This window comes from Bacillus ectoiniformans (genome assembly GCF_016908875.1).
In the GTDB taxonomy this organism is placed as follows: domain Bacteria; phylum Bacillota; class Bacilli; order Bacillales; family Domibacillaceae; genus Bacillus_BX; species Bacillus_BX ectoiniformans.
In genome coordinates, this window is the sequence record NZ_JAFBES010000019.1 from 17207 (window position 1) to 31188 (window position 13982).

Here is a 13982-nt window from a genome sequence, read left to right on the forward strand (position 1 = left end):
AGTTTATTTTTTTAAATCTTACCAACGATAATGAGCAAATGCTTTGTTAGCTTCCGCCATTTTGTGAGTGTCTTCACGCTTCTTGACAGATGCGCCAGTGTTGTTAGCAGCATCAAGGATTTCAGCAGCAAGACGCTCTTCCATTGTTTTCTCACCACGAAGACGAGAATAGTTTACTAACCAGCGAAGACCAAGAGTAGTACGGCGCTCAGGACGAACCTCAACTGGTACTTGGTAGTTAGCTCCACCTACACGGCGTGCTTTTACCTCTAATACTGGCATGATGTTTTTTAGTGCTTGATCAAATACTTCCATAGGATCATTACCCGTACGTTCGCGGATAATATCAAATGATGCGTAAAGAATGGCTTGTGATTTACCTCTTTTACCGTCAACCATCATTTTGTTGATTAGACGAGTAACTAGCTTAGAGTTGTACATTGGATCTGGAAGTACGTCTCTTTTCGCTACAGGACCTTTACGTGGCATATGATTTCCTCCTTTCAATTGTTGTAAAATTTATTTTTGAATTATTTTTTTGCTTCTTTAGGACGCTTAGTTCCATATTTAGAACGACCTTGTCTACGAGTTTCAACACCCGCAGTATCAAGCGCTCCACGTACGATGTGATAACGTACCCCTGGTAAATCTTTTACTCGGCCGCCGCGGATCAAGACAACACTGTGCTCTTGAAGGTTGTGGCCAATACCAGGAATATAAGCAGTTACTTCGATACCGTTACTTAAACGAACACGGGCATATTTACGTAATGCTGAGTTCGGTTTTTTCGGTGTCATAGTACCAACACGAGTACAAACGCCACGCTTTTGTGGAGACGAAGCATCAGTTTGAGATTTCTTGAAACTGTTGTACCCTTTGTTAAGTGCTGGTGATTTAGATTTTGTTGTTTTTGATTTACGAGGTTTACGCACTAACTGGTTAATAGTAGGCATGTAAATGTCCTCCCTTCCTTTTTTCTTTAAGACCACACATCCAGGTGGGTCATTTTAGGTTAAAAACAAAGTCTTTGCAGATGCCTGCAAAAACATTATTCATAAATGATAGCAACAGCGGCTGCTTTGACATCAATTCCGCATGCTTCTCCCAGCTTTCGCATAGAATCCACATAAGTGATTGGCACTGCATTTTGCTCAGCTAGATCAATTGTCTTTTGAACAATTAACGGACTGGCATCCGCGGCAACAATTACTTCTTTTGCTTTATTTGCTTCAATAGCTTTCACTGTTTGTTTTGTTCCTACTTTTAAACTTCTAGCCTGTGCTACTTTATCATAAGACATTGCTATATCCTCCAAAGTAACAAAGTTCATAGGAGCACCTTGATTATAGTATCATTTTCATATTTTAATGTCAACCAACATTCATAAAAAATTTATCGGAACCGGAAGTTACTCCGGCACCGATAAAATGATCATTTACTCTACAGTTACTGTTGACTCAGAAACAGCTAATACTGGTTCTGATTTGCGGTATCTCTGCATTCCTGTTCCTGCTGGAACAAGTTTACCGATGATAACATTTTCTTTCAGACCTAGTAACTCGTCACGCTTTCCTTTGATCGCTGCATCTGTAAGAACACGTGTTGTTTCTTGGAACGATGCCGCAGATAGGAATGAATCTGTTTCAAGTGAAGCTTTTGTAATACCAAGAAGTACCGGGCGGCCTGTCGCAGGCGTACGTCCTTCTAGCAATGCTTTTTCATTCGCATCTCTAAATTGGTGAATTTCAAGCAGGCTTCCTGGCAATACATCCGTTTCCCCTGCATCCATTACACGCACTTTGCGAAGCATTTGGCGTACCATAACTTCAATATGCTTATCTCCGATTTCTACCCCTTGCATACGGTATACTTTTTGAACTTCTCTCAATAAGTACTCCTGTACAGAGTTTACATCTTTGATTTTCAAGTACTCTTTCGGATCGATAGAACCTTCAGTTAGCACTTGTCCTCGTTCAACTGTATCGCTGACCGCAACTTTCAAACGAGCAGTGTAAGGTACTGTATAAGTACGAGTTTCCACTTCGCCTTGCAAGACAATCTCTTGCTGACGGTCGCGCCCTTCGTTTATTGCAGTCACTGTACCGTTGATTTCAGAGATGACAGCCTGACCTTTAGGGTTACGGGCTTCAAACAGCTCTTGGATACGAGGCAAACCTTGTGTAATATCGTCTCCTGCTACCCCGCCTGTATGGAACGTACGCATTGTAAGCTGTGTACCTGGCTCACCGATCGATTGAGCTGCGATGATACCAACAGCTTCTCCGACTTCCACTTGCTGACCTGTAGCAAGGTTGCGGCCATAACATTTTTTACATACGCCGTGGCGAGTGTTACAAGTGAACGCTGAGCGAATCCAAACTTGTTCAACACCAGAATCAGCAATAACTTTCGCTAAATCTTCATCAATCAAGTCGTTTTCAACTGCTAGCACTTCACCAGTTTCAGGGTGTTTAATTGTTTTTCTAGAATAACGGCCGATAAGTCGTTCTTCCAGCGCTTCGATTATTTCAGTTCCATCCTTGATTGAACCGATTAATAGACCTCTATCTGTTCCACAATCATCTTCACGGACGATCACATCTTGTGCAACATCTACTAGACGACGAGTCAGATAACCTGAATCGGCCGTTTTCAGGGCTGTATCGGCAAGACCTTTACGAGCACCATGCGTAGAGATAAAGTATTCCAATACGGTTAATCCTTCACGGAAACTTGATTTGATCGGCAACTCAATGATTCGTCCAGCCGGGTTGGCCATTAGTCCTCGCATACCCGCAAGCTGAGTAAAGTTAGATGCGTTACCACGCGCTCCAGAGTCACTCATCATGAAGATCGGGTTATGCTTATCAAGGGATGCCATCAATTTGCCTTGGATAATATCTTTAGCTGCACTCCAGATCGAAATAACACGGTCATATCGTTCTTCTTCAGTGATTAAACCACGTCTAAATTGCTTAAGGACATTATCTACTTTCACTTGAGCTTCTTTTAGGATCTGTTCTTTCTCTCCTAATACCACGATGTCTGCAACACCTACTGTGATACCGGCTTTAGTAGAATATTTAAATCCTAAATCTTTCATACGGTCAAGCATTTTAGATGTCTCAGTAATTTTGAAGCGTTTAAAGACTTCAGCAATGATATTTCCAAGAATTTTCTTCTTAAATGGAGATACGATTTCTTGATTTTTAATATGCTCTTTTACATCAGCAGTAGGCTCAATGAAGTATCTTGCTGGTGTCTCAACCTCAAGATTAGTACCTGTCGGCTCATTAATATAAGGGAAAGAATCCGGTAAGATTTCATTAAAGATTAACTTTCCTACTGTTGTGACTAAAAGTTTCTTGCGCTGTTCATCAGTGAAAGTTTGATTACTTAAAGAAGAAGCGGCAATAGCTACACGTGTATGCAAATGCACATAGCCATTTTGGTAAGCCAAGAGAGCTTCATTTGTATCTTTAAAAATCATTCCTTCTCCGATTGCCCCTTCACGCTCAAGTGTTAAGTAATAGTTACCTAGTACCATATCTTGAGAAGGAGTTACAACTGGTTTTCCATCCTTAGGGTTAAGGATGTTCTGAGCAGCTAGCATCAGCATACGTGCTTCTGCTTGAGCTTCTGCCGATAACGGTACGTGAACCGCCATTTGGTCACCATCAAAGTCGGCATTGTAAGCCGTACATACTAGCGGATGAAGACGAATAGCTCGCCCTTCTACTAATGTAGGTTCGAAGGCTTGGATACCCAAACGGTGAAGTGTCGGTGCACGGTTCAATAATACCGGATGCTCTCTGATGACTTCTTCAAGTACATCCCAAACATCGGATTGAACTCGCTCAATTTTACGTTTAGCGCTCTTAATATTATGAGCTAAACCTTTTTCAACTAGCTCCTTCATAACAAATGGCTTGAATAACTCAAGCGCCATTTCTTTAGGAAGACCACATTGATACATTTTTAAGTTAGGTCCAACAACAATTACTGAACGGCCAGAGTAGTCAACACGCTTACCAAGTAAGTTTTGACGGAAGCGGCCTTGTTTACCTTTCAACATATGTGAAAGTGATTTTAACGGACGGTTACCTGGTCCTGTTACCGGACGGCCGCGACGGCCATTATCTATAAGTGCATCAACCGCTTCTTGAAGCATACGTTTCTCATTCTGAACGATGATACTAGGTGCTCCAAGGTCTAACAAACGCTTTAAGCGGTTGTTACGGTTAATCACACGACGGTACAGATCATTTAAGTCAGACGTGGCAAAGCGGCCGCCGTCTAGCTGAACCATCGGACGCAATTCTGGAGGAATAACCGGAAGTACATCTAGGATCATCCAATCAGGATCATTGCCAGAGTGACGGAATGCTTCAATTACTTCAAGACGTTTAATCGCTCTTGTACGGCGCTGTCCTTGAGCAGATTTTAATTCTTCTTTTAAGACTTCTACTTCTTTTTCTAAGTCGATATCTTGAAGAAGTTTTTTGATCGCTTCTGCACCCATAGATGCTTGGAATTTATTGCCGTATTTATCGTAATATGCACGATATTCTTTTTCTGATAAAAGCTGCTTTTTCTCAAGTGCCGTCTCACCAGCTTCTGTTACTACATAAGAAGCGAAGTAAATGACTTCTTCCAGCGCACGAGGAGACATATCTAGAACAAGTCCCATACGGCTTGGAATGCCTTTGAAATACCAGATATGTGAAACAGGCGCAGCTAATTCGATATGCCCCATACGCTCACGGCGTACTTTGGCCTTCGTTACTTCTACACCACAGCGATCACACACAACACCTTTGTAGCGTACACGTTTGTATTTCCCACAATGACATTCCCAGTCTTTTGTCGGGCCAAAAATACGTTCACAGAACAAACCGTCTTTTTCAGGTTTTAATGTACGATAGTTGATCGTTTCTGGTTTTTTTACTTCCCCATAAGACCAAGACCGAATTTTATCTGGTGATGCCAGACCAATTTTCATATATTCGAAGTTATTAACATCTAGCAAGGGGCCTACCTCCCTTTTAGTCTACAGGTTTTACCCATTTTGCTTACTATATTTAATCAGAGCTAGTGCAACCTGCACGGTTGCACTAGCCTTATTTGTTTATTCCATTGAGCTGACTTTTTCAGAACCATTAGACTCAGGTGCGATATTTAATGTATCAGCCTGCTGAGCATCTTCCTCATCTTCTAAATCGCGCATTTCAATTTCTTGGTCGTCATCAGACATGATCTTCACGTCTAGACCTAAACTTTGAAGCTCTTTAATCAATACTTTGAATGATTCAGGAACGCCAGGTTCAGGAACATTCTCGCCTTTGACAATCGCTTCATATGTTTTCACACGACCAACAATATCATCGGATTTAACAGTAAGGATTTCTTGAAGTGTATAAGCTGCACCATATGCTTCAAGAGCCCAAACCTCCATCTCACCGAAACGCTGACCGCCAAATTGAGCTTTACCGCCAAGTGGCTGCTGCGTAACTAATGAGTAAGGTCCAGTTGAACGAGCATGAAGTTTATCATCAACCATGTGAGCAAGTTTGATCATATACATGATCCCTACAGACACACGATTATCGAATGGCTCTCCGCTGCGTCCATCATAAAGTACAGTTTTCGCGTCTCTGGACATACCAGCTTCCTCGATTGTTTCCCAAACGTCATCCTCTGTAGCACCATCAAATACAGGTGTTGCTACATGCATGCCTAGGTAGCGAGCGGCCATACCTAAATGTAATTCAAGCACCTGACCGATGTTCATACGAGAAGGTACACCTAGAGGGTTTAACATGATATCAACTGGCGTTCCATCTGGCAGGTAAGGCATATCTTCTTCCGGAAGAATACGAGAAATTACACCCTTATTACCATGTCGTCCGGCCATCTTATCCCCTTCAGAGATTTTACGCTTCTGAACAATATAAACACGTACCAGCTGGTTCACACCTGGAGGAAGTTCATCTCCATCTTCACGATTAAACACTTTAACATCAAGAACGATTCCGCCTCCGCCGTGAGGTACGCGAAGTGATGTATCACGAACTTCACGAGCTTTCTCTCCAAAGATCGCGTGTAAAAGGCGTTCTTCTGCTGTCAATTCTGTTACACCCTTAGGCGTTACTTTACCCACTAGCAGGTCTCCGTCTTTCACTTCTGCACCGACACGGATAATTCCGCGGTCATCTAAGTTTCTTAATGCATCATCACCGACATTAGGGATATCGCGAGTGATTTCCTCTGGCCCTAATTTAGTGTCACGTGATTCTGATTCGTATTCTTCGATATGAATAGAAGTGTACACATCATCTTTTACAAGACGTTCGCTCATGATGATGGCATCCTCATAGTTGTAGCCATCCCACGTCATAAAGGCAACCATTACGTTGCGTCCAAGAGCCAATTCGCCTAGTTCCATTGAAGGTCCATCAGCTAGAATTTCGCCCTTCGTTACGCGGTTTCCTACAGCAACGATTGGACGCTGATTATAACATGTACCTTGGTTTGAACGAATAAACTTCTGCAAGCGGTACCGATCAAGATCACCTTTCACTTCTTGACCATCAACTTCTTGAATGCGGCGAACCAAGATTTCACGAGCTTCTACATGCTCAACAATTCCTTCATGCTTACAGATCACAGCAGCACCAGAGTCTTTACCTGATACATACTCCATACCTGTTCCAACAATCGGAGACTCAGGCTGCATCAACGGCACAGCCTGACGTTGCATGTTCGCTCCCATTAACGCACGGTTGGAGTCATCGTTTTCAAGGAAAGGAATACAAGCCGTTGCGGCTGATACTACTTGTTTCGGTGATACGTCCATGTAATCCGCACGTTCGCGTTTGACAACGGTGTTTTCACCACGGAAACGAGCGACGACTTCCTCTTCAAGGAAGGCACCTGTTTCATCTAAAGGAACGTTCGCTTGGGCAACTACATAGTTATCTTCTTCGTCTGCAGTTAAGTAATCAATACGCTCTGTTACTTTCCCCGTATCAGGGTCAACGCGGCGGTAAGGTGTTTCGATAAAACCAAAACGGTTTACTTTTGCAAAAGAAGACAATGAGTTGATCAATCCGATGTTTGGTCCCTCAGGTGTTTCAATCGGACACATACGCCCATAGTGAGAGTAGTGAACGTCACGCACTTCAAAACCAGCGCGCTCACGCGTTAAACCACCCGGACCTAGTGCTGATAAACGTCGTTTATGTGTAAGCTCAGCCAGCGGATTTGTTTGATCCATGAACTGAGATAACTGAGAACTTCCGAAGAACTCTTTAATGGATGCAATAACAGGACGAATATTGATCAATTGCTGAGGTGTGATCGTGTTAGTGTCTTGAATAGACATTCTTTCACGAACAACCCGTTCCATACGGGATAAACCGATACGGAATTGGTTTTGAAGCAGCTCGCCTACAGAACGAAGACGTCTGTTTCCTAAGTGGTCAATATCATCTGTATCTCCTACACCATAAAGAAGGTTAAAGAAGTAGCCAATGGAGGAAATAATATCAGCCGGTGTAATATGCTTTACATCTACATCCGGGAATCCGTTTCCGATAACACTGATTACTCGTTCTTCTTCGCTGTTTGGCGCATAAATTTTAATAGATTGAACTACGATATCTTCTTCGACTACACCGCCCGTTTGACGGTACGTTTTAAAGCCTACGCCACTTTCAAGATTAGGAATAATCTTATCTAAAGCACGGCGGTCCAATAGCGTACCTTCTTCAGCGATAATTTCGCCTGTTTCAGGATCGGCTAATGTTTCAGCTAAACGCTGACCGAATAAACGATTCTTCGTATGAAGCTTTTTATTCATTTTGTAGCGTCCAACACTCGCTAAATCATAGCGTTTTGGATCGAAGAAACGTGAGATCAAGAGACTTTTAGCATTCTCAACTGTAGGCGGCTCGCCTGGGCGAAGACGCTCATAAATTTCGATTAATGCTTTTTCTGTGCTCTCTGTGTTGTCTTTTTCAAGTGTGTTGCGAATGTATTCATTATCGCCGATTAGATCGATGATTTCTTGATCAGAGCCAAACCCAAGAGCTCGTAAAAGAACCGAGATTGGCATTTTACGTGTGCGGTCAATACGAACATATACAATATCTTTTGCATCTGTTTCGTATTCAAGCCATGCTCCACGGTTTGGAATAACAGTAGCAGTAAAGCCCTTCTTACCGTTTTTATCAAGCTTTCCGCTATAATACACACTTGGTGAACGGACAAGCTGAGAAACGATAACACGTTCTGCCCCATTGATAATGAATGTTCCTGTTTCTGTCATAAGCGGAAAATCGCCCATAAACACTTCTTGGTCTTTTACTTCACCAGTCTCTTTGTTTAAAAGACGGACTTTCACTCGAAGCGGAGCTGAATAGGTTACATCGCGCTCCTTAGACTCGTCGACCGGATATTTCGGTTCTCCAAGACTATAATCGATAAATTCCAATGCAAGATTACCAGTGAAATCTTCAATTGGAGAAATGTCTTGGAACATCTCTCTTAAGCCCTCATCAAGAAACCATTGGTAGGAGGATGTTTGGATTTCAATAAGATTTGGTAATTCTAAAACTTCGCTAATGCGTGCATAACTTCTGCGTTGGCGGTGTCGTCCATACTGAACTAGTTGACCTGTCAACTGATTCACCCCTCAAATCAAGCGTATTAATTGCGTATATTATGTCTATAGCAGACAGCCAGTCTAATCTATAAGACAAAAAGAAAAAGGGTTTTTCAAAGAAAACCTCATTTTTCACATGATGAACTATTATTTTATAGTTGTTTCCATTTTAACCAAAATATATACATTTATAAGGTTTTTAGGAAAAATGGGCACAAATATTATATTGGCATTTTCCAATACTATCATAGAGACTATAGCCAGTCAATCATTTTTGCGCTTTCAGAATATAATAACCTTTTTTCTTCAATACAACTTCTGTATCTCCAAAAAGTTTGTCTAATTCTTTAATAGCGGAAGGTGCCCCTTGCTTTTTTTGAATCACTACCCAAAGTTCTCCGCCTTCAGCCAGCTTCTCATAACTTTGATGCAAGAAATCAAATACTACTTGTTTACCTGCACGGATCGGCGGGTTTGTTAATATAGCAGCAAATGAATCCTCGGTTACACTTAAAAGCCGGTCACTCTCATAAATATTGACGTTTTCAACTTTGTTTAAAACTGCGTTTTCTTTCGCCAGAGATAAAGCGCGCTGATTCACATCAATCATATGAATCATTCGCTCAGGACAAACTGTCGCGATGGATAAACCGATCGGACCATATCCACAGCCAGCATCTAAAATGGGGCCATTTACTTCTGGAGGCTGAAAACTTTCAATTAATAATTTAGAACCAAAATCCACTTCTTTTTTCGAAAAGACACCCGTATCTGTTTTAAATCGAAATGTTCTCGACTTCAATTCGTATTCCCAGTATACCGGATCACTTTCACTCTCAGGAGTGTGTGAAAAATAATGATTTGTCACAGTTATTCCTCCCTCTATGGAAGTTTAGCAGACAAAACAAAAGCTCGCTGATACAGCGAGCTTTTGTTGTTTTAATCTATAGCTAAATTACTTAACTTCTACGCCAGCGCCAACTTCTTCAAGTTTAGCTTTAAGCTCTTCAGCTTCTTCTTTAGAAACGCCTTCTTTAACTGCTTTTGGAGTGTTATCAACAAGTTCTTTCGCTTCTTTAAGACCAAGGCCTGTGATTTCGCGAACAACTTTGATAACTTTGATTTTTTGAGAACCAGCAGAAGCTAGAACTACTTCAAATTCAGTTTGCTCAGCAGCAGCTTCGCCACCAGCAGCACCAGCTACAGCTACAGGAGCAGCAGCAGTTACACCGAATTCTTCTTCAATTGCTTTTACTAGATCGTTCAAGTCAAGAACGGACATTTCTTTAATCGCATCAATGATTTGTTCTTTAGTCATTTTAATGTTCCTCCTAATATTATGGTTTTGTTTTATTGTGTTAGACGGCTGCTAATTCGATCAGCTTACGCGCCTTGTTCTTCTTTTTGTTCCGCAACCGCTTTTGTAGCAAGAGCGAAGTTGCGCATTGGAGCTTGAAGTACGCTGAGTAGCATAGAAAGTAGGCCATCGCGGGATGGAAGTTCAGCAAGAGCTTTCACTTCTTCTACCGTTACAACGTTTCCTTCTAATACACCTGCTTTGATTTCTAATGCTTCGTGTTTTTTAGCGAAATCATTAAGAATCTTAGCTGGAGCTACAACATCTTCATTACTGAATGCAATCGCATTTGGTCCAGTAAGGAAGTCGTTTAATCCAGAAATTTCAGCTGTTTCAGCCGCACGGCGAGTTAATGTATTCTTGAATACTTTAAACTCGATGCCAGCCTCACGTAGTTGCTTACGCAGTTCAGTTACTTGACCAACTGTTAATCCGCGGTAGTCAACCACTACTGTAGACGCACTGTTTTTAAATTTACTAGCGATCTCTTCAACCGCTTGTTTCTTTTGTTCAATTACACTGCTCATCTTTACACCTCCTGTAGCTTTATACAGAAAAACGCGAATGCTTTCCTGGTCTAGCAAACATTTATACCAAGCAAAAACCTCCATGCCTAGTAGACATGGAGGACGAAAGCATAGCATACGGCTATATTATCTATCGTTCACCTCGGCAGGAATTATGCTTATTCAGCACCTGCTGTCTACGGTACAAATGTTTAATTTATTTTAACAACAGATTTCACTTTACCAGTTACTTATCTGTTTGTCAACTTAATTTTTAACAGCTACGGAAGAAGGATCAACCTTCACGCCAGGGCCCATAGTAGAAGTAACTGTTACGTTCTTCATGTATGTTCCTTTAGCTGCTGCAGGCTTAGCTTTTACCATTGTTTCGAAGATTGTGTTAAAGTTTTCAGCCAACTTGTTGTTTTCGAAAGAAACTTTACCAATCGGAACGTGAATGTTTCCAGCTTTGTCTACGCGGTATTCAACTTTACCTGCTTTGATTTCTTCAACTGCTTTCGTTACATCGAAAGTAACTGTTCCAGTTTTAGGGTTTGGCATTAAACCTTTAGGGCCTAATACGCGTCCAAGTTTACCAACTTCACCCATCATGTCTGGAGTAGCAACGATAACATCAAACTCGAACCAACCTTGTTGAATTTTGTTGATGTATTCGCTATCGCCAACATAGTCAGCGCCAGCTGCTTCAGCTTCTTTAGCTTTTTCACCTTTAGCGAAAACTAAAACTTTTTGAGTTTTACCAGTTCCGTTTGGAAGCACTACTGCGCCACGGATTTGCTGGTCAGCTTTCTTAGGATCTACACCTAAACGAAAAGCAACTTCTACAGTTGCATCAAATTTAGCGAAGTTTGTTTTTTTAACTAATTCAATTGCTTCTTCTAAAGAATAAGCAGTTGTACGGTCAATCAGCTTTGCAGCTTCTTCGAATTTTTTGCCTTTTTTAGCCATTATAAATTTCCTCCTTATGTGGTTTTAGCGGAATAACCTCCCACGAATAAAGGTTGCGAGTGAAGTAATAGACATACGTTCACCTCGCAACCCTTGAACAACAACTTCATCAACTAATAAAAATTAGTCTTCGATCACAATACCCATGCTGCGGGCAGTACCTTCAACCATAAGCATAGCTGCTTCAACGCTTGCTGCGTTTAGGTCAGGCATTTTTGTTTCAGCGATTTCGCGAACTTTATCGCGTTTCACTGTAGCAACTTTGTTGCGGTTTGGTTCACCAGAACCAGACTCGATGCCAGCTGCTTTCTTAAGAAGTACAGCAGCAGGTGGAGTTTTAGTGATAAATGTAAATGAACGGTCTTCAAAAACCGAGATTTCAACTGGAATGATTAAACCAGCTTGTTCCGCTGTACGCGCATTGAACTCTTTACAGAATCCCATGATGTTAACACCTGCTTGTCCAAGTGCTGGACCTACTGGCGGCGCAGGGTTTGCTTTACCTGCAGGAATTTGCAATTTAACTACCTTAGTAACTTTTTTAGCCACGAGACACACCTCCTTAAGTCCGTGATGTGGTATTTGGGGATTTCCCCCTCCCACTCAAATAATATCTTTATTATCATAAATAAAGATGATCAATTAAAATTAGTCTCATTCGCGAGACGTACTGACTTAGAAATATTACCACTTTTCGTTTAATATTTCAAGACATTTTCCATTATATTTTATCTACCTGGTTAAAATCAAGTTCAACTGGCGTTTCTCGGCCAAACATATTCACCAGCACTTTTAATTTCGCTTTATCGTAATCCACTTCTTCTACTGTTCCTTCGAAGTTAGCAAATGGCCCTTCGTTCACTGTTACTGTCTCACCCATGTCGAAGTCGATATCTTTGCGTTTTTCATCCATGCCCATTTGTTTAAGGATATTCTTCACTTCATGCGGCAATAACGGAGTTGGTTTGGAACCATGTCCTGAAGATCCAACGAATCCCGTAACACCTGGTGTGTTTCTTACTACATACCAAGAGTCATCGGTCATGACGATTTCTACTAGCACGTATCCAGGGAACACTTTGCGCTTTGTCACTTTTTTCTTGCCGTTTTTAATATCTGTTTCTTCTTCCTCCGGTACGATGACTCGGAAGATTTTATCTGACATACCCATTGATTCAACGCGTTTCTCAAGGTTTGCTTTCACCTTGTTTTCGTATCCTGAATAGGTGTGAACAACATACCAATTTTTTTCCATAGAAAGGGACTTAAGCGTCCTTCCCTCCTTTGCATTTTAAAACCAAATTAAAAAACCCGTTAACCGGGCTTTTATGAAATGTCTCTATGATTTTTCATTATACCATGTCAAAACATAGTATATTCAAGCAGAAATTACAAAACAGCATTTTTAGCTAGCTGTTACCCAGCGAATTAAAGCAGAAATTCCTTCATCCACGATCAAGAAAAAGATCGCTAGAAGAACAACAGTTGTAATAACTGTTACAGTATAGCTCGTCAGCTCTTTTCTCTTTGGCCAGCTGACTTTTCTCATTTCCGTTCCTACGTTACGGAAAAATTGCGTTATGCTCGACATGTATGAAACCTCCAAAGATCAACTGTAACACATGGTTTTACTTGGTCTCTTTATGGACTGTGTGTTTATTGCATGTGCTGCAGAACTTTTTTATTTCCAGGCGTTCTCCGCCGTCATTATTCTTATGCGTAGAATAATTTCTTGATCCGCAAAATGAGCAGGCCAAGACTACCTTTTTCGTCATCAAAAACCCACCTTGTGTCAATTCTACAAAAATATCATTGTCTAGAGGACTAGTCAAGTCATTCCCTACATGGTGATTTCTCTAAACTCTAAATATCGCTCTAACTTTCTCTTCACCCTCTGAAGGGCATTATCAATTGATTTCACGTGGCGGTTGAGCTCTTCTGATATTTCCTGATAGGACTGTCCATCCAAATATAGAGCAAGAACTTTTCGTTCTAAATCACTTAATAATTCATTCATTTTGCCTTCAATATTGCTAAACTGCTCTCGATTAATGATCAGTTCTTCAGGATTCATCACCTTTGCACCAGTAATAACATCCATCAAAGTCCGGTCTGATTCCTCGTCATAAATCGGCTTATCCAGCGATACATACGAATTCAAAGGAATATGTTTTTGTCTAGTTGCCGTTTTAATTGCGGTAATAATCTGTCTTGTAATGCACAGTTCTGCAAAAGCTTTAAAAGAGGCCAGCTTGTCCCCTTTAAAATCACGAATGGCTTTATACAGACCAATCATACCTTCTTGCACAATATCCTCTCGATCCGCTCCAATTAAAAAATAAGAGCGGGCCTTCGCCCTGACAAAGTTCTTGTACTTATGAATCAAGTAATCTAAAGCGTCACTATTCCCCTTATGAACGTGTTCTATCAGTTGCTCATCATTCAGCGTATCTAGCAATAAACTATTTGAACGGTTCAAGCTCAC

General features: G+C 41.2%; 14 protein-coding genes and 1 other annotated feature. All 14 genes read right to left on the reverse strand.

Annotation, left to right across the window (positions count from 1 at the left end; all coding sequences use genetic code 11):
- Positions 1 to 18: 18 nt before the first annotated feature.
- The 14 genes from rpsG to sigH all read right to left on the reverse strand — a co-directional run bounded on the left by rpsG (position 19) and on the right by sigH (position 13976).
- Positions 19 to 489, reverse strand: a complete 471-nt coding sequence (gene rpsG / locus JOC78_RS16320) for a 30S ribosomal protein S7 (RefSeq protein ID WP_204558128.1) — start codon at positions 487 to 489, stop codon at positions 19 to 21.
- Positions 490 to 530: 41 nt separating this feature from the next.
- Entirely contained in the window at positions 531 to 953 is a 423-nt protein-coding gene (gene rpsL, locus JOC78_RS16325; protein WP_204558130.1) for a 30S ribosomal protein S12, read from the reverse strand.
- A gap of 95 nt (positions 954 to 1048) precedes the next feature.
- Positions 1049 to 1300 (reverse strand): 50S ribosomal protein L7ae-like protein, encoded by a 252-nt coding sequence (locus JOC78_RS16330; RefSeq protein ID WP_204558132.1) that lies wholly within the window; start codon positions 1298 to 1300, stop codon positions 1049 to 1051.
- Between the two features lie 135 nt (positions 1301 to 1435).
- Positions 1436 to 5029, reverse strand: coding sequence for a DNA-directed RNA polymerase subunit beta' (gene rpoC / locus JOC78_RS16335; protein WP_204558134.1), 3594 nt, complete (start codon positions 5027 to 5029; stop codon positions 1436 to 1438).
- A 99-nt stretch (positions 5030 to 5128) separates the two neighbouring features.
- On the reverse strand, positions 5129 to 8683 hold the full coding sequence (gene rpoB, locus JOC78_RS16340; protein ID WP_204558136.1) for a DNA-directed RNA polymerase subunit beta: 3555 nt from the start codon (positions 8681 to 8683) through the stop codon (positions 5129 to 5131).
- Positions 8684 to 8933: 250 nt separating this feature from the next.
- On the reverse strand, positions 8934 to 9533 hold the full coding sequence (locus tag JOC78_RS16345; RefSeq protein ID WP_204558139.1) for a methyltransferase: 600 nt from the start codon (positions 9531 to 9533) through the stop codon (positions 8934 to 8936).
- Between the two features lie 87 nt (positions 9534 to 9620).
- Positions 9621 to 9983: a 50S ribosomal protein L7/L12 gene (gene rplL, locus JOC78_RS16350; RefSeq protein ID WP_204558142.1), complete on the reverse strand. Its 363-nt coding sequence runs from the start codon at positions 9981 to 9983 to the stop codon at positions 9621 to 9623.
- A gap of 65 nt (positions 9984 to 10048) precedes the next feature.
- The gene (gene rplJ / locus JOC78_RS16355) at positions 10049 to 10549 is read right to left on the reverse strand and encodes a 50S ribosomal protein L10 (RefSeq protein WP_204558145.1); all 501 of its coding nucleotides are present in this window, start codon (positions 10547 to 10549) and stop codon (positions 10049 to 10051) included.
- A 62-nt stretch (positions 10550 to 10611) separates the two neighbouring features.
- Positions 10612 to 10749: a sequence feature (ribosomal protein L10 leader region), on the reverse strand.
- 46 nt (positions 10750 to 10795) lie between these two features.
- Entirely contained in the window at positions 10796 to 11497 is a 702-nt protein-coding gene (gene rplA / locus JOC78_RS16360; RefSeq protein WP_204558148.1) for a 50S ribosomal protein L1, read from the reverse strand.
- 123 nt (positions 11498 to 11620) lie between these two features.
- Positions 11621 to 12046, reverse strand: coding sequence for a 50S ribosomal protein L11 (gene rplK / locus JOC78_RS16365; RefSeq protein ID WP_204558151.1), 426 nt, complete (start codon positions 12044 to 12046; stop codon positions 11621 to 11623).
- Between the two features lie 172 nt (positions 12047 to 12218).
- Positions 12219 to 12752 (reverse strand): transcription termination/antitermination protein NusG, encoded by a 534-nt coding sequence (gene nusG, locus JOC78_RS16370; RefSeq protein ID WP_204558154.1) that lies wholly within the window; start codon positions 12750 to 12752, stop codon positions 12219 to 12221.
- A gap of 150 nt (positions 12753 to 12902) precedes the next feature.
- Complete coding sequence (gene secE / locus JOC78_RS16375; RefSeq protein ID WP_204558157.1) at positions 12903 to 13088, reverse strand: preprotein translocase subunit SecE; 186 nt, start codon at positions 13086 to 13088, stop codon at positions 12903 to 12905.
- Between the two features lie 37 nt (positions 13089 to 13125).
- Positions 13126 to 13272 (reverse strand): 50S ribosomal protein L33, encoded by a 147-nt coding sequence (rpmG, locus tag JOC78_RS16380; RefSeq protein ID WP_204558160.1) that lies wholly within the window; start codon positions 13270 to 13272, stop codon positions 13126 to 13128.
- Positions 13273 to 13337: 65 nt separating this feature from the next.
- Positions 13338 to 13976 (reverse strand): RNA polymerase sporulation sigma factor SigH, encoded by a 639-nt coding sequence (gene sigH / locus JOC78_RS16385; protein WP_239587241.1) that lies wholly within the window; start codon positions 13974 to 13976, stop codon positions 13338 to 13340.
- Positions 13977 to 13982 lie beyond the last annotated feature (6 nt).

Excerpts from the sequence above, each read along its gene's own strand:
- rpsG (WP_204558128.1), bottom strand. The coding sequence starts at position 489 with ATGCCACGTAAAGGTCCTGTAGCGAAAAGAGACGTACTTCCAGATCCA.
- rpsL (WP_204558130.1), bottom strand. The coding sequence starts at position 953 with ATGCCTACTATTAACCAGTTAGTGCGTAAACCTCGTAAATCAAAAACA.
- JOC78_RS16330 (WP_204558132.1), bottom strand. The coding sequence starts at position 1,300 with ATGTCTTATGATAAAGTAGCACAGGCTAGAAGTTTAAAAGTAGGAACA.
- rplL (WP_204558142.1), bottom strand. The coding sequence starts at position 9,983 with ATGACTAAAGAACAAATCATTGATGCGATTAAAGAAATGTCCGTTCTT.
- rplJ (WP_204558145.1), bottom strand. The coding sequence starts at position 10,549 with ATGAGCAGTGTAATTGAACAAAAGAAACAAGCGGTTGAAGAGATCGCT.
- rplA (WP_204558148.1), bottom strand. The coding sequence starts at position 11,497 with ATGGCTAAAAAAGGCAAAAAATTCGAAGAAGCTGCAAAGCTGATTGAC.
- nusG (WP_204558154.1), bottom strand. The coding sequence starts at position 12,752 with ATGGAAAAAAATTGGTATGTTGTTCACACCTATTCAGGATACGAAAAC.
- secE (WP_204558157.1), bottom strand. The coding sequence starts at position 13,088 with ATGTCGAGCATAACGCAATTTTTCCGTAACGTAGGAACGGAAATGAGA.
- rpmG (WP_204558160.1), bottom strand. The coding sequence starts at position 13,272 with ATGACGAAAAAGGTAGTCTTGGCCTGCTCATTTTGCGGATCAAGAAAT.